Here is an 18,384-nt window from a genome sequence, read left to right on the forward strand (position 1 = left end):
ATCAGGAGTCCTTTCCGCGGGTGAAAGCCGAGCCCGTAAAAGAGGAGCCGGTAAAGGATGATCCGGTGGAAGTTCTCGGGGCCGTCTCGGCAGAGGCACCCAGTCGCTGAGCTTCGCGTTCCCGAGTCACTGTGTCCACGATGTCCTGGTACTCGGGAGCCCTCATGGCGCGCATCGCCTCCTTGCGAACCTCACCTTCCAGCCGATCGACGAACAATCTCCCGTGCAGGTGGTCCGTCTCGTGTTGGAAGCAGCGCGCGAGTAGCCCTGTGCCTTCGCGACGCACTGGGTCGCCGTTCATGTCCACGCCCGTGATGGTCGCGTGATTGCGCCGTGGTGTGTCGTAGCCGGGCCCGGGAACCGACAGGCAGCCCTCGCCACCCTCCTGGGGCTCGTCCCCCACGTCAAGAACGGGGTTGATCACGTGGCCGGAGTCGTCACCGATGTCCCACGTGAAGATCCGAAGCCCCACGCCAATTTGCGGTGCCGCCAGCCCCACGCCTTTGACCGCGTACATGGTCTCGAACATGTCACTGATCAGAGTGCGAAGGGATTCGTCGAAGTCCGTGACGGTGAGTGCCGGTGTTCTGAGGACGGGATCGCCCTGGGTTCGAATGCGCAGAATTGTCACTGCGAAGCGCTCTCCTCGGTTGCCTGGTTCTGGGGTTCCTTCAAGTCTACGGTCACGGCCATGGCGCCCCTGCCCACCGGGTTGTGTTCGAGCGGCGGCGGAACGATGGCGCGCAGTTGCTGACCCGCGGCTTCGATCTCTGCCGAGCGCGCCCACACCTTGGCCAGGGCACAGAACTTGAACCAGTGTGCGGGCAGCTGGTCCGGGACCGCTTGGACCGACAAGGCTTCTGTGTCACCAATGGCGACCGCCATCAGGACTTCTGCGTTGGAGTATTCCCAGGGCTGCCAATCACCGGTCGCAGCATCCACCAAGGACTCTTCGGCCTTCAGACCGGCCACGAGCTGGGTGACCACCTTGGCATCCGGCGCCTTGACCCGGCCATTGCGGTCCGTGCCGCGCGTCTTGTAGTCGATCAGACATACCTTGCCACCGATCCGCGCCACCAGGTCCAGGGTGCCCGCGTACCCCACGGTGGAATTCCACACGGTGATCTCAGCCGCCAGCGGCTCGGGCCGGTACAGCTCCCACCATTGGTCGGCACTGTCTGCGAAACGGGATTCCTGGTTCTCCGCCAAGGTCTCCCGTGCCTGCTCCACACGGTGCCCCTGCCCCATGGCCCTCAATGCCAGTTGTTCACAGTAGTCATGGACGCGATCGCCTCGCTCGGCGGCGCGGTCCCTGTGACGCTCAGCCGCTTTGGCCGCGTGATTGACCAGGGCGCGGCGGCGTCGTGAATCGCGCAGAGCGTCGGGAAGTTGTGGATCCGCGGCCAAGGCCTGCGCGGCGCTATAGCCGTACCAGCCGCCCAGATCATTGGATTCACAGCCGATCACCGTGGTGATGGACGGAACCTGCGGATCCTGCCCCTCGGCACGCGCGTACATGCGTCCGTAGGGAGTTTGTTGGGCCAAGCGTGGTTGCGTCATGGGCATCAGACTACGACCCGGTTCCGACAGGCACACGAACGCTCATCTCGCGCTCTTCCCGGAATGCACAAGGCCCCGATTCCTCCTGGAATCGGGGCCTTCATTGTGCGCGATACTGGGATCGAACCAGTGACCTCTTCGGTGTGAACGAAGCGCGCTACCGCTGCGCCAATCGCGCTTGCAACGTTGAAAACCATAGAACACTTTTTGGTCACATGCCAATCGACTGCGGTTCACCCCCGCCTCATCCGCATCGATTAACCGGAGGGACCCGCTGGCGTCACCGTCGATTTGCTCGATCGAAATTGTGTGGGTAATGTTCTAGCTCGTTGGCACAGCCGAGAACGGCGAAGCGATCAATCCCCACCGGTTGAAAACTTCACGGAACAGGCGCTGACGGACTGTGATAGAGTTTCCGCTCGGAAGAGCGGCAAACCGGTTCACGGAAAGTCATTCATCCAACAATGCGGACGTAGCTCAGCTGGTAGAGCATCACCTTGCCATGGTGAGGGTCGCGGGTTCGACTCCCGTCGTCCGCTCGCAGTAATCGACAACCATGTCGAGACCTGAGACCCTGTCCTACAAGGATCTGGTCCCGGTGGGGTGGCCGAGTGGTTAGGCAGCGGCCTGCAAAGCCGTCTACGCGGGTTCGAATCCCGTCTCCACCTCGGTGCTAACCACCCTCGCTCGACGAGATTGTTTGAGCGCGATTGGCGCAGCGGTAGCGCGCTTCCCTGACACGGAAGAGGTCACTGGTTCGATCCCAGTATCGCGCACCACGGAAAAACCCCGGTACGAAAGTGCCGGGGTTTTCGCATGCCCGGGCTCCCCCGCCCCACGCGCATCTGAGCTCCCCACATCCGAGGCTCCGTGAGAACCACACCATGCACCTCATGCGCCGTAAGAGCCTTTTCTCGGCGCCGAAGAGGTCCTGGCACAACATCATGCGCGTCACAGGGTTCTCACGGCGCGCGGCATGCGTGAGGCCCGGGCGAACCCGGGCCTCACGCGTTTCCATGTCGATAGGGCGAGCGATTTACTCCGGCTCGACCACACCGATCGCCACGGCCAGGTCCTGCCAGCTCATGCCCACACACTTGAACACGCGTGGGCGATCGAGGTCAGGTTTGGTGGCACCGGTGACGATGTCCACCAGATCCACCAGGGCGTCCTCGGCCAGGGAGCCGTCGTTGACCGCTTGAATCACGTCGCCGGCCTCACGCATCGCGGTGGTCCGGTCCTCCACGACCACCTGGGCGCGTCCCATGAGCGTGGAATCCAGCTCGCGGAATTCGGGTTCGTGCGAGCCCATGGCAACCACACACGCGTTGTCCGGCACGAGCGCGCCGTCGAAGAGTGGTTCGGCCGCCGACGTCGTGCAGACCACCACGTCCGCGTCACTTACCTCGGTCGCCTCTCCCGATCGTGCCGTGAGTCCCAGCGAACGCGCATGCTCGACGGCCGCGTCCACCTTCTCGGGAGTACGACCACACACGACCACGTCCGTGAAAGAACGGATCTTGGAGAATGCCTCGATATGGGACAGTGCCTGCGGCCCGGTTCCGAACATCACGAGCTTCGAGGCGTCCGGCGCGGCCAGGTAATCGGCAGCCACCGCTGAGATCGCGGGGGTGCGCAGCGTGGTGAGCACGTTGCCCTCCATGAGCGCCTGAACGGTCAGGGTCTCGGAATCCATCAGTACATACGTGGCCTGGATGCGCGGTAGACCCTGCTCGGGGTTCTTGGGCGACACCGAGGCCACCTTGATGCCGGCCCAATCGCCGAGTACCGAGGGCATGAGCAACAGGTGACCCGTGCCGGCCGGGATATTGCTCCGCGCCGGATCGTCTTCCGGACGGAACCCGGAGGCGAGCGTGTTTTCCAGGAGTGTGCGGGCCCGGTCCACGGACACGCCGGCCAGGATCTGGTCGGAGGTGTACCACGCAGGCGATCCCGGACCTCCCACATTCTGTTGGTTCTGGTTCGACGTCGTATCGGCGGTCATGAAGCGGTTCCTCCTACGGATGCGGGTGCGTCAGAAATCATGGGCTCCTTGGCGGCCTCACGCTTGGCGATGGCCGGGGCGAAGAGCACCGCGGTCAGCGAGATGATTGCGGTCAGCACGAGGTAGAGCGCAATGGGCAGCCAGGCGCCGTCGAACTCGTGGAGCAACCAGGTGGCGATCAGCGGTGCGGTACCACCGGCCAGTGCGGCGCCGATCTGGTAGCCGAGCGTGACGCCGGTGTAGCGGACGCGGGCGGAAAAGATCTCGGAACACAGGGTGCCCAGGGTGCCGGTGACCGGAGGCCACACAATGCCTAGACCAATAACCACAGCGGCGAACAGCGCCCAGTTCTGCTCCAGGTCCAAGAGCATGAAGAACGGGAAGGCGAATATGGCAATGGCCACCGCACCCGCGAAGTAGACCTTGAAACGGCCAACGCGGTCCGAGAAGGCACCCATCACAGGAATCAACAGCGTGGACAACGCTGCGCCCAGGCTTACCGCGTTCAGCGCAGAGGACTGTTCGTAGTTGAGTGTGCCCGTGGCGTACGAGACGACGAACGTGGCAAAGATGTAGAACGGAGCGGTCTCCACGACCTTCACGCCCACGGCGACCAACACGGCCCGCCAGTGGTACTTGAGGGTTTCGGCCCGGGGGCAGCTTGGGGATGCTTCCGGATTCCTTGGCGGCCTTGAAGTGCGGGGTCTCCCCCAGCCCTCCGCGGATCCACAGGCCCACGGCCACCAACACGATGGAGGCAATGAACGGAATGCGCCAGCCCCACGTGGTCAGGAACTCGGTGCCGAACGCGGCCATCGCGGCAAAGGCTGCGGAAGCCAGCAACATGCCGATAGTGATGCCCATCTGGGGAACGGAACCGAACAGGCCGCGTTTCTTGGGCGGGGCGTACTCGTAGGCGAGCAGCAAGGCGCCGCCCCATTCACCACCGATAGCCAGACCCTGGATGATGCGGCACACGATCAACAGGATGGGGGCCAGAACACCCACCTGGTCGTAGGTGGGCAACAAGCCGATGGCTACGGTGGCGACACCCATCATGGTCAGCGTGGCCACGAGCGTGACCTTACGGCCCACCCGGTCACCGAAGTGCGAGAACACAATGCCACCCAGCGGGCGGATGAAGAACGTGAGGGCGAGCGTGAGATACGCCAGCATTTGCGAGATGTACGGATCGTCCGTGGGGAAGAACTGTTCGTTGAAAATCAGCGCGGATGCTGTGGCGTACAGAAAGAAGTCGTACCACTCGATGGTGCTGCCGGACAGGGAGCCGGCCATCACACGGAAATTGGTTTTCCGGGTTTCCGCGGCTTGTGGGTGTGCGTTACTCATAGGACCTCCAGGTGGGTGACCCGTAACATAGTAAAATGTTACATATTAGGTGGCCAGTCACTGGGTCTCTGCCGCCGCCTTATTGCCCACGCCAGAAGATTCCCCCGCTGCCGGTTTCAGTCCTCGCCGGAACCCGCCCAAACGCCCGCAATGTGACCGAGGTGCCTGGTCATGACGGCGTTCATCGCCTCCGAATCACGATCCCGAAGAGCATCCACGATCTGCAGGTGCTCCCGGGCGGTATGCGTCAGCTGGCCCGTGGCCACCAGGTCCTTGAGACCCGTCAGACGAGACATGTAGCGCAATGAACGCACATGCCGGACGGCAATGTCGTTACCCGTGGTCTCCAACAGACCCAGGTGCAATTCCATGTCCAAGCGGATGAACTCCACGAGTTCCCCGTACTGAGCCACATCGATGCTGCGCTGGGCCACGTGGGCCGTGTGCTCGAGCACCTCGGGTGCCACTCCGTCCCGGGCCACCTGGGCCATCAACGGGATTTCAATGAGAGAACGCAACTGCAAAATATTGGCGCGGGTTTCCGGGGAAATCTCGACCACGCGGTACCCCTTGTACCGGATCGGTGACACGTGCCCCTCGGTAGCCAGATCCAACATGGCCTCGCGCACCGGAGTTGCGGAGACCCCGAACTCGGTGGCCAGCACCGGCGCGGTCAGAACTTGGCCGGGTTCCAGATCACCGGCAACCAGCGCGTGGCGCAGGCTGTTGGCCACTTGCTCCCGCAACGGAATCGAGTGACCCTTTTCCAGCCGAAGGGAGCCCCGTGCGCCCTTGTCATCCGGGGATTGACCGTTGAGAGAGACTGCCATGTTTTTATGATGCCCGTTTCAGCTGGGTTTTTGGGAGAGATGACGTGGACTCAGGCGTTTCCTCTTGTTTTGCCCGGTTGCCGCCGTGTTAAGGAACCGCCCCGCCCGGACAAGTGGTCCGGGCGGGGCGGCAACGCTGCGTGAGCGATCAACCGTTGAAGATCGACCGATCACGTATTAGAGCATGCAGGAGACGCAGCCTTCGATCTCGGTGCCCTCCAGCGCGAGCTGGCGGATCCGCGAGTAGTACATGGTCTTGATGCCCTTACGCCACGCGTAGATCTGGGCGCGGTTGATGTCGCGGGTCGTGGCGGTGTCCTTGAAGAACAGCGTGAGCGACAGGCCCTGGTCCACGTGCTGGGTAGCAGCGGCGTAGGTGTCGATGATCTTCTCGTAACCGACCTCGTACGCGTCCTGGAAGTACTCCAGGTTCTCGTTGTTCATGAACGGCGCTGGGTAGTACACGCGACCCAACTTGCCTTCCTTGCGGATCTCGATGCGCGAGGCGATCGGGTGAATGGAAGACGTGGAGTTGTTGATGTACGAGATGGAACCGGTGGGCGGGACGGCCTGCAGATTCTGGTTGTACATACCGTCCGCCATGACCTTGGCCTTGAGCTCACGCCAGTCGTCCTGGGTGGGCAGGGCAACGCCGGCCTGCTCGAACAGCTCACGCACGCGCGCCGTGGCGGGCTCCCATGCCTGGTCCGTGTACTTGTCGAAGTACTCGCCCGAGGCGTACTTGGAGTTCTCGAAGCCCTGGAAGGACTCACCGCGTTCCTTGGCGATCAGGTTGGACGCCCGAATGGCGTGGTAGGTGACCGTGTAGAAGTAAATATTGGTGAAATCGATGCCCTCTTCGGAGCCGTAGTAGATGTGCTCCTTGGCCAGATAGCCGTGGAGGTTCATCTGCCCCAGGCCAACCGCGTGCGACATGTTGTTACCGCGACGGATGGAGGGAACGGAGTCGATGTTGGACATGTCCGAGACCGCCGTCAGACCGCGGATGGCGGTCTCGATGGTTGAGCCGAAGTTCTCCGATTCCATGGCCATGGCGATGTTCATGGAGCCCAGGTTGCAGGAGATGTCCTTGCCGACCTCGGCGTAGGTCAGGTCCTCGTTGTACACCGAGGGCTCGGAGACCTGCAGGATCTCGGAGCACAAGTTGGACATGATGATCTTGCCGGCCACGGGGTTGGCCTTGTTGACGGTGTCCTCGAACATCACGTACGGGTAGCCGGACTCGAACTGCACCTCGGCCAGCGTCTGGAAGAACTCGCGAGCGTTGATCTTCTGCTTGTGGATCCGGGAGTCCGCAACCATCTCGTGGTACTTCTCGGAGACGTTCACGTCCGAGAAGGGCACGCCGTAAATGCGCTCCACGTCGTACGGGGAGAACAGGTACATGTCCTGGTTCTTCCTGGCCAGTTCGAACGTGATGTCCGGGATGACCACACCCAGGGACAGGGTCTTGATGCGGATCTTCTCGTCAGCGTTCTCACGCTTGGTGTCCAAGAAGTTGTAGATGTCCGGGTGGTGGGCGTGCAGGTACACGGCACCGGCGCCCTGGCGGGCACCCAGCTGGTTGGCGTAGGAGAAGGAGTCTTCCAGCAGCTTCATCACGGGGATCACACCCGAGGACTGGTTCTCGATCTTCTTGATGGGCGCACCGGATTCACGCAGGTTGGTCAGCGCGAATGCCACACCGCCGCCGCGCTTGGACAGCTGCAGCGCGGAGTTGATGTTGCGCCCGATCGACTCCATGTTGTCTTCGAAGCGCAGCAGGAAGCACGAGACGAGCTCGCCGCGCTGCTTCTTACCGGCGTTGAGGAACGTGGGGGTGGCGGGCTGGAAGCGGCCGGTGATGATTTCTTCCACGAGCTGCTCGGCCAGGGCCTCGTCACCGTCCGCCAGGTACAGCGACACCATGACCACACGGTCCTCGAAACGCTCCAGGTACCGCTGACCGTCGAAGGTCTTGAGGGTGTAGGAGGTGTAGAACTTGAACGCACCCAGGAAGGTCTGGAAACGGAACTTGTGCGCGTAGGCCTGCTTGGAGAGCTTCTTGACGAACTCGAAGCTGTACTTGTCCAACACCTCGGCCTCGTAGTACTGGTGGTCCACCAGGTACTTGAGCTTCTCTTCCAGGTCGTGGAAGAACACGGTGTTGTTGTTGACGTGCTGCAAGAAGTACTGACGCGCGGCCTGCTGATCAGCTTCGAACTGGATCTGGCCATTGGCGTCGTACAAGTTCAGCAGAGCATTGAGCTCGTGGTAGCCCAAGCCGCGGTAGCGCTCGGGGCAGGTGGGATCTTCGTGTCCCGGTTCAACGCTCAGTCCCGGGGCTGCATGGATGCTTGCCAAAACTTGTCCAATCCTAGAGTGACTTTTTCTACGTCTTCATCAGTGCCCATGAGTTCGAACTTGTAGAGCAGGGGCACCTGACACTTCACGGCCACTTTTTCCGCCGCTACGCAGAACAGTGATCCGAAGTTAGTATTTCCCGCGCCTATGACACCCATAAGGTGCTGGCGGTTGACGGGCTGGTTGAGGAATTTCACAACCTGAGGGGGGACCGATCCGGCGCCGCCTGGTCTGCCGTAGCTGGGTACGGCCAACACGAACGGCTCAGTGAGCTCGGGCGCTGGTTCGGAAGTTTTCAAGGGTAACCGCAGCGACCTGACCGGAAGTTTCTGAATGAACCGATCAGTGTTGCGGGTGACCGAGGAGAAGTACACCACCAGAGGGGAGTCCTCCCTCGCGGTGACGTCGAGTCGATGGTTTTCGCGTTCTTGAGCCGCGGCCAACACGGTGGCCAAAGTGCTCATGGCGTGTCACTTCGATTCTGACTTGCAGGTTACGGTGCCGGTTGAAAAATTCCGACGCCGCCGCGGTAATTCGCGAGCGGGCGTCGGCTTTTCGACGGCTACGGGTTTAACGCTACCGCCCTCAGGCGGAGAGCAGAACAGCCAGGGAGCTGATTTTGTCCGGACGGTAACCGGACCAGTGCTCCTGGCTGGTTTCCACCACGGGGACCTGCTGGTAGCCCAGGCTCACCACGTGCTGGTAGGCATCCTGGTCCTCGGTCACGTCGACCACGGTGTAGTCGATGCCCTTCTTGGTGAGGGCTCGGTAGGTGGCGTTGCACTGGACGCATGACGGCTTGGAGTAGACGGTGACGGACATATCCCAATCCCCTCGAAAACTAGTGGCGGGAGTACTGCGCTTCCGCGGCGATCGGATCACTTCCGGTGTGTTGCCGCTGGTTGCGTCAAGTGCTCTGTATGACTGCGTCAATACTACATCTAGTGTCAGGCAAAGGAAGCGGCCCCAAGATGATGTGGTGACCACAATCCACAGGTGTCTCTCGGTTATCCCCTCACTGTCCACAGGGCGGTGCTGAATCAGGCGCGAGATCTCGCGGAAGTCGGCCCTCCTGTGGACAACGGTAGAGGCGTTGACCACACCCGAAAATTAAAAAACCGGCGTGTCGAGAACCCTCTCGGCACGCCGGTTTCGGTGTCAGATGACCCTTACAGCAGCCCCGCTTCTCGCAGCTGGGCGGAGATGGATGCGCCGTCGTTACCTTCGATCCACAAGGTGCCCTCGGGGATCGACACGGTGCGGTCCTCGGTGGCGCGGGCACCGGCCGCCAACACCGCTTCGGTGGGTGACAGGTTGCGGATCACGATGGCCGCCACGGACTCCGGGTGGCGCTGCGCAAAACCGGAGTAGATCTGCGGATCGTGCTGACCGTCGTCGCCAATGAGGATCCAGCGCACGTGCGGGAAGTTCCTGGCCAGTCGCTGCAGATTCTGAACCTTGTGCTGGGCCCCGGAGCGGAACCAGCGGTCCGTGGTGGGCCCCCAGTCGGTCAGCAAGAGCGTGCCGGCGGGGTACGCGTTGCGGGTCAGGAAACGCCGCAGGGTGGGTGCCACGTTCCAGGCACCGGTCGACAGGTACAGGAACGGTGCCTTGGGGTGATGGTTGCGCAAGCGTTCCATCAGTACAGCCATGCCCGGGGTGGGGGTGCGCGCGTGCTCATTGAGGACGAACGAGTTCCATGCCGCCAGCATGGGACGCGGCAGGGCCGTGACCATCACGGTGTCGTCCACATCCGACACCACGCCGATGGCCTGATCCTCCGAAACGACGGTGACCGTGGCCTCGGTGACCTCGGAACCGTCGGTCTGCATATAGACGGTGTAAATACCCGGTTCCATGCTGACTTGGAGGTCCACGTCGATCACGCCGCCCTTGTCGGCCATGAGGTGGAACTCGTGGTCCCCCAGCCACACGTTCACGTGGGCGAAAGCCAACGGGATCGAAGTAAAGGAACGCCAGCCGCGAATGAACTCGTCGGATTCATCGGTATCCGCAATCAGCTGCCGCGTCTTGAGCAGCACACGCCCCAGGACGCGGACGTGCCTCGTGCTGCCGTACCCGTCGAACGCGAGCATGGTGGGGATGTCACCACGCTGTTCCGCGCGCGCCTGTCGCCACCGGTGCAGCCGTTGCTCCCACCGGTAGCCGATGTTGATGGCCTCTTCCGTGACCTGATCTACGGTCTGGAAAAGGTCCCCGCTACCGGTGTGTTTTGCCATGCCTCACAGTCTTCCACAGCTGTTCCCTTCCACGACGCCGCCGCGTCCCGTGCCGCAGGGCGGTCCCGGTCCGTGGCGGCCTCAAGGTTCCCGACGGCGCCCGAGGTTCGCGAGCGCCGTCGGCGGGGGCCTAGCCGCGAACGTAGCGCGGGAAGCGCTCAGGGCGGGCGATCGGCTGGGTTTCGGGGGCCATGTCGATGCCGAGATCCTTGGCGAAGACCAGGCGGGTGCCCGTGTAGACGCGCTCGGTGCGTTCGTTGAGTTCGAACACGCGAGCCCCGCGCAGGGTGTGTTGGTCACGGGTGCCGTCGTTGAGGCCGTACGTGCCGAAGCCGGTGCCCGGCCCGTAGCCGAGTTCGATACCGAAGTAGTTGCCCATGTAGGTGTTGATGTGGTCGTGGCCGCAGTACATGCCCAGGATGTCGCCGCGTTCTTTGGCTGCGGCGTAAATACCGGAGTTGATCATGGCGGTGTAGACCCCCTCGTGCTTCTCCCCCACGATGCCGTGGCGCTTCACGGCGGCGGCATGACCGTCGTCATCGGAGCTGAACTGCTGGCCGTACCACATGTGGTGGTGTTCCCACGTGGGGATATGGAAGTACATGAGGCCGGGGACCTTCTTCCCGTAGCGGCGCTCGGTCTCCGCGGAGAGGTCGTTGTACCAGCGGATCTGTTGGGGCCGGATCCAGTCGTAGCCCATGAGTCCCTCGCGGTCCTGACCGCCGGGCTTGTCCTCCGCGTAGCGGCCGGAATCCAGCAACCACACGGCGAAGGCCGGGGCGTTGCCGCGGGAGGCGCGGATCAGCAACTGGGCGTTGGACGAACCGAAGACCTTCTGGTCATCGCCGGGATTGAGGTTGTGCTTGTACTGGCGCACGAACTCGACCAACTGCGGTTCGTACATGTTGGTTCCGTTGTCCTCGGTGGAGTCCTCGTCGTGGTTACCGAAGGTCACGGCCCACTTGATACCCCGAGACTCCATGGGCATGACCACATTGTTGATGGCCTGCTTGACCTCGCGGTCGGTGCGCGGGGACCCGTTGATCACGTCCCCGTTGATCAGCGCGAACTGGGGCTTCTCCCGGTCCAGGACCTTGCCCATGAACTCGAGGGTGCGGCGGTCGGTGCGCGGGCCGTCCTGGGTGTCGTTGAACTGGACGATCTTGAACTTCCCGTTCTTGCCGAAGGACAGCGGCATCTGGCCGTGTCCTCGGCCGCGACGCTGGGGCGCGGTTGCCGGGGCAGCCTGGGCAACGGCGGGTGCGGCGCTCAGGACGCCGGCGGCGGCGAGCGCGCTGCCTCCGGTGATCAGGTTCCGGCGGCTGGGGCGTGGGGTGTTCTCGGACATGTCGTGCTCCTGGTGTGATGGAATCCGGGCGGCCGTGGGCGGCTGCTGGCTCACACCGTAGGGAGGTTGCGTTAAGAGCCCGTGACCTGTGGTTTTCGTGCAGGTGCACGGCTGGGTTTGGGTTGGGAACCCAGCACGGTGGTGGGATCGGGCAGGGTCTCCGGATGGGCCATGTCCCACGCTTGTACTGCCTGCACGCCGATGCCCCGGGGACCCGTGCGGCGGGTGTGGCCGTGGACCAGGAGCATGGTGGGGGCGAAGAGTACGGGGCCGGACAGAGCCTGGGCTTCGTCGAAGAAGGTACAGTCCACCGCGCCCGAGCCATCGTCCACGGAGATGAACACCACGCGCTTACCACTGCGCATGGGCGGGGTCATGGTGGACACCCGCACCCCGGCCACCACCACCTCGGTGCCGTTGCGTAGCCCCAGTAGGTTTTCGGCGCGGGTGACCCCGTAGGAGTTCAAGAGGGCCGCGTGGCCGTCCATGAGGTGGGCGGAGACCTCGATGTTCATGGTGTCCAGTTCCGCACGGACCTTTTCCTCGGTGCTTGGTTCGGGCTGTTCCGGCGGCAGCCCGGTCAGTTCCAGGTCCCCCAGGGGGAGGGCCAACTGTCCCGGACCGGGTTGGCCCTTGGCCGAGGTGCCGCGGGAGGTGGCCGGTTGATCGGCCCGTCGGGTCAGGTGACTCACCAGGTCGGTGCGGGACGCGCGAGCGCCGGAGGTGTTCAGGAGACTGTCCAGGGCCCCGGCCGAGGCCAGCCGCTGCAAGCTCCGTCGGGAGGGTCTGGCACGGGTGCGCACATCCGTGAGAGTGGAATAGGGCTGACCGGCCACGATCCGTTCGATTTCCGTGGTGCTGATTCCGGTGATGCTGGTGAGGGACATCCGGATCCCCCAGGAACCGCCTCGGGTGTAGGGGATGCCTTCGTCCAGGTCTCCGGGTTCCACGGTGCCGGGGCGCGCGGTCACGGGTTCAATGCGGTGGTGGTCCACGCTGCGGTTGATGTCCGGGCCCAGCACGGGGATACCCATCCGCCGGGCCTCCCCCACCAGCAACCGAGCCGGGTACATGCCCGGATCGTGTTCCCAGACCCCGGCCATGAAGGCCTCCGGGTGGTGGGTCTTCAACCACGCGGACTGGTAGGTGGGTACGGCGAAGGCCACGCCGTGGGCCTTGCAGAAACCGAAGCTACCGAACGCGTGGAGGATGTCCCACACCTTGTCCACGGTCCCCGCGTCGTACCCCCGGGCCAGCGCGCCGCTGCGGAAGGCATCCTCCACACGCTGTTCGGTCTCCGACCCGAGCCTGCGCCGCCATTCGTCCGCGGTGGCCAGCCCGCAACCGGTCATCCGGTCCATCATGCGCATGATCTGCTCGTGGTAGACGGCCACCCCGCGGGTTTCCTTGAGGATGTCGACCAGGTCCGGGTGCGGGTATTCGGGTGTGCTCCAACCGTGGCGGGAGTTGAGGTAGGGGCGCACCATGGACGCTTGCATGGGACCGGGGCGGAACAGGGAGATGTCCACGATCAGGTCGTTGAACTCCTCCGGGCCCATGGTTCCGATGAGTTCACGCTGGCCCGGGGATTCGATCTGGAAGCACCCCAGGGTGTGGGTGGAGCTGATGAGCCGGAAAGTATCCGGATCATCGCGGGACATCGCATCCAGGTCCAGCGCGGGGCGATCCGGTTCCATGCGTGCCACCTCTTTGACGGCGTAGGCCAGGGTGGACTGCATGCGCACGCCCAGGATGTCGAGCTTGATCAGGCCCATGGGATCCATGTCGTGCTTGTCGAACTGGGACATGGGCAACCCGATGCCGCTGGCCTGCACCGGCGTACGGTTCAGCAGGGTCGCGTCCGAGAGGATCACCCCGCACGGGTGCATGGAGATGTGGCGGGGCAGCCGGTCCAGGCGTTCGGTCAGGTCCACCAGCAGGTCCAGTTGTCGATTGGCCTTGAGCTCGTCCGCCAGCCGGGTCAGTTCCGGGCGGTGCGCGATTTCCTCGCGCAGGGTGGCCCCCGGAACTCGCCACAACTGGGCTGCCACGTGGTCCACGAGCTCCTGCCCCAATCCCAGTGCCAGACCGGCGTCCCGCACCGCACCCCTGGAACGGTAGGCGTTCTGCATGCTCATGAGCGTGACGCGGCTGCTGCCGAAACGCTGGAAGATCTCGTGATAGATCCGGTGCCGCTCCGCGCTCTCCATATCGATGTCGATGTCGGGCAAGGTGCTGCGCCGTGGCGAGAGGAAGCGTTCGAACACCAGGTCGTACTCGAGCGGGTCCACCGGGGAAATTCCTAATAGGTGCACCACCAGGGAGGAGACAGCCGACCCGCGGGCCGCGTGCCGAACCTTCAAATGCGTCATCAGTTCGGAGACTTCGGAGACGGTCAGGAAGTATCCGGCGAAGCCCAATTGCGCGATCACGTCCAGCTCACGCTCCATCCGCGAGCGCAGTGATTCCCCGCTCAGACCGGGGACGGTGCGGTCCCAGTCCTGGTGGGGGTGGAACCGGTCCAGGCCGGTGTAGCAGCGGGTCCTGAGCTGGGCGTTGGGGTCTCCGGTGAGGCCGATGACGGAGGCTTCCGGGATCACGGGCTGCCCCACCCGCAGATCCGTGACGGGGTCCTGGCTGCATTGTTCGGCCAACCGGTAGGTGTCCGCGAGCAGTTGCGCGGCCCCGGTGGCACCGAGGTCCGCGGCCGAGGAGATTTCGTGGGCGAGCCGGGTCATTTCCGCGGTGTTCTTGAGCCAGCCCTGCCCGGTGGGTTGCAGCACCCCGGGGTCCGAGCCGGCCAGTTCTTCCAGGGACATGAGGGTGCGGGCGGCATCCAGCACGTCCGCGGTGACGGCTTGCCCGGGGTGGGCGTAGCGCACGGCGTTGGTGAGGATCACCGGCAGCCCGGCCTCGCGCCCCACGGTGAGCATCCGCACGGCGTGGCCGGTGCTGAGGGTGCTGCCCTGGGGCGCTAGGTGGGTTGCGGTCTCCACTGTGAGACACCCGGCCGGTAGTGCGCGTTTCCACGCGCGCAGGGCCGTGCGCGCAGCCCGGTAGCGGCGCCGAGCCAATAACGACCCCACGTCCGAATCCGGCCCCGTGAGCACCACCAGACCCGGCCTGCCCCCGGACGCCGCGCGGTACACGTGGCGGGCGATCTGATCCCGGGTCAGCCCGATGGGCCGGGCGGCATGATGGTCGTGGCTCCGGTGGGCCGCGGAGACCAATCGGCACAGAGCCGCGTACCCGGCTCCCCCGTTGCCGCCGGTGGCCAGTACGAGCACGCGTCCGATCACTCGGGCCGGGGGTGCACTGCCCTGCCCGGACCGGCCGGGCTGACCGAATTGACCGGATTGACCGACGGTCGCTGAACGGGCCCGCCGCGCCGAGGCCACCGGACCCAATAACGCCAGGTCCACTCCCAACACGGGTGCCACACCGTGCTGCTGGCAGGCCAGCACGTGTTTGACCGCCCCGTACAGCCCATCCCTGTCGGTGCACGCCAGAACCTGCGCCCCGTAGGAGGCCGCTACCTGGGCGAGCTCTTGGGGGCGAGCCACACCGTAGTGCGCGCTGTAGGCGGAGGCCACGCGCAAATGAGGGAATTGCATACCTCATATTCGAAACTTTGTTCTATTAATGTCAAACCGCCTGGTCAGCCAGCAGCCACCATTGGCCGGTGATCTCATGGCGCACCAATTCCAGAGTGCGCGGCTCCACGGCTCCCCGCTGTGCGGCCTGGACACGCCAGTGCTGCCGATCCACCACGGACTCCCCACTCTCCCGAGGAACCCGCTCTTCCAGCTCCCACCAGCGGCGACGTTCGTACCAGCGCTGCGGCGGCGCCGTGACGCGATGAAGCCGACCGCGGAAGACCAACTCGCACGGGGCCCCAAACTCATCACAGTGCACCTCACAGGGCTGCCCCCATCCCTCGTGGACCCGCACCGTGCCGCGCGTTTCCTCCCGCGTGGAGCACGTATTTTCCGCCGCAGTCAGTACCGTCATGACTCGTTCACCCTCCCGGTGTATTCGAAACTTTATTCGAGTACTGTGAGAGTGCCAAGGGTCGCTGACACGCATAAGCGGCCCGTCCCCAGGCGGCTCCGAAAGGTCCCTGAAGACCCAGCAGAACCCGGAAGAGCCCGGAAACGGCAACGCCGCCCGGCCAAGGAGACCGAGCGACGTCGTCGTGAGTATGAAGTTGTGACAGACCGGTCGCGACTACGAAGGAGCGCGGTTATGAGGTGTATCGGCCCGGCTTGCCCAGCAGCACGCCCACCACCGAGATCGCGCAGCACGCGGCGAGGAAGAGTGCCGCCGCCCAGGTCTGTCCGCCGGTGGCGGTGATCAGAGCCGCGGCGATGAGCGGGGTGAATCCTGCCACGATGGCCCCGTTGGCCTCGCGCGCCAGGGCAATGCCGCTGAACCGTTCGGCGGCGGGGAACAGACCCGCCAAGTAGGCGCCCTGGGAACCCGAGGTGCAGGCGATCACCACGCCGTAACCCACGGCGATGGCCACCGTCGCGGCCACGGTGCTGCCCGAAGACAGCGCCGCGAACAGCGGGAACGCGCCCGCCGCGCCCAACAGCGAGCCGAAGGCCAGGACGTTGCGCGCACCGAAGCGGTCCGCGGCCAAACCACCCAGCGGAGTGGCCACCACACCGCACACGGAGCCGATGATCACAGCGGTCAACGCCGATCCCCGCTCCATGCCCACGGCCGGTGAGGTCATGAAGGACAAGGAGAACACGGCCAGGATGTAGTTGAGTGCGTTGTGCCCGGTGATCGAGAAGAACCCCACGACCACCGCGCGCCAGGGCAACCACGGGCACCTTGCGCCGTTCCCCGCGCTCCTTGGCAGCCTGGAGCGCGGCCAAGTACTCGGGGCTTTCCTCGAGCTTGACGCGGATGAAGATCGCCAGCGCGAACAGCACCGCCGAGGCCAGGAACGGCAGCCGCCACGCCCAGTCCAACAGCATCTGATCCCCCAGCGACGCCGCCCACAGGAACGCACCGGTGGCCAACACGATGCCGGCCGGCGGCGCGGCGAGCACGAGCGACGTCATGAGTCCACGGCGCCGCGGCGGGGCGAACTCCGCGACCAGGGTCATGGCCCCGGCCAACTCGGCACCCGCGCCCATGCCCTGCAGCAGGCGCAACAGCACCAGGAACACCGGGGCGGCCACGCCGATCGCGGCATAGGTGGGCAGCAGGCCGATGCCCACGGTGGCCACACCCATCAGGACCACGGTGAGCAGCATGGCCGGTCGGCGGCCGTAGCGGTCACCGAGGTGACCGACCAGCACCCCGCCCAGCGGGCGCGCCACGAAGCCCACCGCGAAGGTCGCGAACGCAGCAAGCGAGGCGCCGGAGTCCATTCCGGCGAAGAAGAGCGGGCCGATGATCAGCCCGGCGGCCGTGCCGTACAGCGCGTAGTCGTACCACTCGATGAGGGTTCCGGCCACGGCAGCAAAAAGTGCGCGCCCGGCCCCCGGGCGCATGGTGGTGGTGTTGTTCACGGTGAAGCTATCCCGTCTGAAATCTCCCGATCGCGCTAGCGGGACGGATAGCGACGGATGAACCGTACCTGATCCAGTCGCTGGATCTCGGGATGATCCCCCACGCCGGCGTCGTAGAACTGATCACCGGGGCGGCGCACTCCCACGGTGGCCCAACCGGTTTCCCGGGCTGCATCCAGGGCTTCGACCTGGTCGGAGAAGAACAGGAACTTCTCACGCGGTTTACCCAGGGCCTCGGCCACGTCGTGGGTGATGTTGCGGAAGGAGCTCACTTCATGTTTGGCCCCTGCCGATTCCAGGGAGAAGTGCCCCTTGATGAGCGGAATCAGGTTGCCCTCGGGCGAATGCGTGAACCACGCGCGCTGGGCGGGCAACGTGCCGTTGGAGAAGATGAACACCGGAATCGACTGCTCGGCCCAGGTCCGCAACGCGGGAATCGCGTCGTCGAAGAACGGCGAGACGAACTCCCCGGCAGCAAAGCCTTCCTGCCAGATCAACGCGTGCATCGTGCGTAGCGGCGCCGGCATCTGGCCCTCGTCCATCCACGCTTCCAGAACACCCGTGAGGTCCTCGGCCGTGGCCGAACTGTCCAGGCCGGCCATCTCGATGATCTGCCGGCGAGCGCGGGCGACCTCGGGTTTGTGGGAGTACTCCACGAAATAGCTGGCGAAGCGTTTGCGGGAATAGGGGTAGAGCTCGTCCCGGACATACCAGGTGGAGGAGAGGCTCCCCTCGATGTCGACCACGATCACATCGGGTCGGTCGAGCACCACGGCATTGGCGGCGTTGGGCTCAGGCATGGTCGGCTCCCTGCGTATTCGTTCGACAACGGTGTCTGCCCCGGTGGCCCGGGGGGTTAGCCCATTCTAGGCACCGGAAACCGAGGGAAAAAGGAGGACGCCCCCGTCGCGAGTCGAACCGCGGGAGCATGAGAACAAGCGGTCATAAATCTTCATGACTTGTGGCCCTCGATGATCGTGTGGTTAGGTTCACGCGACAAGAATCACGAGTTCCGGTGCGAAGCCCTGGCTGGCCGGACGGCAACCCTCAGACGCTGTCGTGGGGTGCCCCAGGTGATGATTCGGCCCGCGATCAGTACCGGCGCGGGCAAGGACGGCGTCCGGCTCACCCAGCATTCTTCCGTGGCGCCCCGTCATGAGGA

14 protein-coding genes, 4 tRNA genes, 2 pseudogenes and 1 riboswitch are annotated in these 18,384 nt (G+C 64.4%); of the genes and pseudogenes, 3 read left to right on the plus strand and 17 right to left on the minus strand.

All coding sequences use genetic code 11. The annotated features are described in order from the left end of the window. Window position 1: 1 nt before the first annotated feature. The 3 genes from def to ABD283_RS08185 form a co-directional block, all read right to left on the minus strand. Entirely contained in the window at window positions 2-631 is a 630-nt protein-coding gene (gene def / locus ABD283_RS08175; RefSeq protein WP_344224482.1) for a peptide deformylase, read from the minus strand. Further along, the gene (locus tag ABD283_RS08180) at window positions 628-1,560 is read right to left on the minus strand and encodes a cytochrome (RefSeq protein WP_344224483.1); all 933 of its coding nucleotides are present in this window, start codon (window positions 1,558-1,560) and stop codon (window positions 628-630) included. Before ABD283_RS08180 ends, def begins: the two co-directional genes overlap by 4 nt. A 106-nt stretch (window positions 1,561-1,666) precedes the next feature. Then, window positions 1,667-1,738, minus strand: a tRNA-Val gene (locus ABD283_RS08185). Window positions 1,739-2,026: 288 nt separating this feature from the next. On the opposite strand from ABD283_RS08185, the gene ABD283_RS08190 reads away from it, so the two are divergent. The 3 genes from ABD283_RS08190 (at window position 2,027) to ABD283_RS08200 (ending at window position 2,339) form a co-directional block, all read left to right on the plus strand. Continuing rightward, window positions 2,027-2,099, plus strand: a tRNA-Gly gene (locus ABD283_RS08190). A gap of 58 nt (window positions 2,100-2,157) precedes the next feature. Continuing rightward, a tRNA-Cys gene (locus ABD283_RS08195) sits at window positions 2,158-2,228 on the plus strand. A 36-nt stretch (window positions 2,229-2,264) separates the two neighbouring features. Beyond that, window positions 2,265-2,339 (plus strand) — tRNA-Val (locus ABD283_RS08200). A gap of 257 nt (window positions 2,340-2,596) precedes the next feature. Here ABD283_RS08200 and ABD283_RS08205 read toward each other — a convergent pair. From ABD283_RS08205 to mtnC, 14 genes and pseudogenes are all read right to left on the minus strand, one after another. Beyond that, entirely contained in the window at window positions 2,597-3,565 is a 969-nt protein-coding gene (locus tag ABD283_RS08205) for an ornithine cyclodeaminase family protein (RefSeq protein WP_344224484.1), read from the minus strand. Beyond that, the gene (locus ABD283_RS08210; protein WP_344224485.1) at window positions 3,562-4,185 is read right to left on the minus strand and encodes an MFS transporter; all 624 of its coding nucleotides are present in this window, start codon (window positions 4,183-4,185) and stop codon (window positions 3,562-3,564) included. The genes ABD283_RS08205 and ABD283_RS08210 overlap by 4 nt, the downstream gene beginning before the upstream one ends. 121 nt (window positions 4,186-4,306) lie before the next feature. Beyond that, window positions 4,307-4,915 (minus strand): annotated as a pseudogene (locus ABD283_RS08215) (MFS transporter); the annotation flags it as partial. A gap of 116 nt (window positions 4,916-5,031) precedes the next feature. Beyond that, window positions 5,032-5,745 carry a GntR family transcriptional regulator gene (locus ABD283_RS08220; RefSeq protein WP_344224486.1) on the minus strand — a complete coding sequence of 238 codons (714 nt, stop codon included), beginning with the start codon at window positions 5,743-5,745 and terminating at the stop codon, window positions 5,032-5,034. A 177-nt stretch (window positions 5,746-5,922) separates the two neighbouring features. Next, window positions 5,923-8,082, minus strand: coding sequence for a class 1b ribonucleoside-diphosphate reductase subunit alpha (nrdE, locus tag ABD283_RS08225; RefSeq protein WP_344224532.1), 2,160 nt, complete (start codon window positions 8,080-8,082; stop codon window positions 5,923-5,925). Continuing rightward, complete coding sequence (nrdI, locus tag ABD283_RS08230; RefSeq protein ID WP_344224487.1) at window positions 8,079-8,573, minus strand: class Ib ribonucleoside-diphosphate reductase assembly flavoprotein NrdI; 495 nt, start codon at window positions 8,571-8,573, stop codon at window positions 8,079-8,081. The genes nrdE and nrdI overlap by 4 nt, the downstream gene beginning before the upstream one ends. Before the next feature lie 121 nt (window positions 8,574-8,694). Further along, a complete protein-coding gene (gene nrdH, locus ABD283_RS08235) occupies window positions 8,695-8,931 on the minus strand; it encodes a glutaredoxin-like protein NrdH (RefSeq protein WP_344224488.1) in 237 nt (78 codons plus the stop codon). A 347-nt stretch (window positions 8,932-9,278) separates the two neighbouring features. Next, window positions 9,279-10,349 carry an App1 family protein phosphatidate phosphatase gene (locus tag ABD283_RS08240; protein ID WP_344224489.1) on the minus strand — a complete coding sequence of 357 codons (1,071 nt, stop codon included), beginning with the start codon at window positions 10,347-10,349 and terminating at the stop codon, window positions 9,279-9,281. A gap of 130 nt (window positions 10,350-10,479) precedes the next feature. Beyond that, a complete protein-coding gene (locus tag ABD283_RS08245) occupies window positions 10,480-11,697 on the minus strand; it encodes a metallophosphoesterase family protein (protein ID WP_344224490.1) in 1,218 nt (405 codons plus the stop codon). Window positions 11,698-11,768: 71 nt separating this feature from the next. Then, a complete protein-coding gene (gene dnaE / locus ABD283_RS08250) occupies window positions 11,769-15,311 on the minus strand; it encodes a DNA polymerase III subunit alpha (protein WP_344224491.1) in 3,543 nt (1,180 codons plus the stop codon). A 31-nt stretch (window positions 15,312-15,342) separates the two neighbouring features. After that, window positions 15,343-15,708, minus strand: coding sequence for a hypothetical protein (locus tag ABD283_RS08255; RefSeq protein WP_344224492.1), 366 nt, complete (start codon window positions 15,706-15,708; stop codon window positions 15,343-15,345). A gap of 232 nt (window positions 15,709-15,940) precedes the next feature. Next, a complete protein-coding gene (locus ABD283_RS08260) occupies window positions 15,941-16,525 on the minus strand; it encodes an MFS transporter (RefSeq protein WP_344224533.1) in 585 nt (194 codons plus the stop codon). Window positions 16,526-16,616: 91 nt separating this feature from the next. Beyond that, window positions 16,617-17,204: pseudogene (locus ABD283_RS08265) on the minus strand (MFS transporter); the annotation flags it as partial. Between the two features lie 53 nt (window positions 17,205-17,257). Next, window positions 17,258-18,022, minus strand: a complete 765-nt coding sequence (gene mtnC, locus ABD283_RS08270; RefSeq protein WP_344224494.1) for an acireductone synthase — start codon at window positions 18,020-18,022, stop codon at window positions 17,258-17,260. A 201-nt stretch (window positions 18,023-18,223) separates the two neighbouring features. Next, window positions 18,224-18,342: riboswitch (SAM riboswitch) on the plus strand. Window positions 18,343-18,384 lie beyond the last annotated feature (42 nt).

It is taken from the genome of Kocuria atrinae, assembly GCF_039531425.1.
GTDB classification, from domain to species: domain Bacteria; phylum Actinomycetota; class Actinomycetes; order Actinomycetales; family Micrococcaceae; genus Kocuria; species Kocuria atrinae.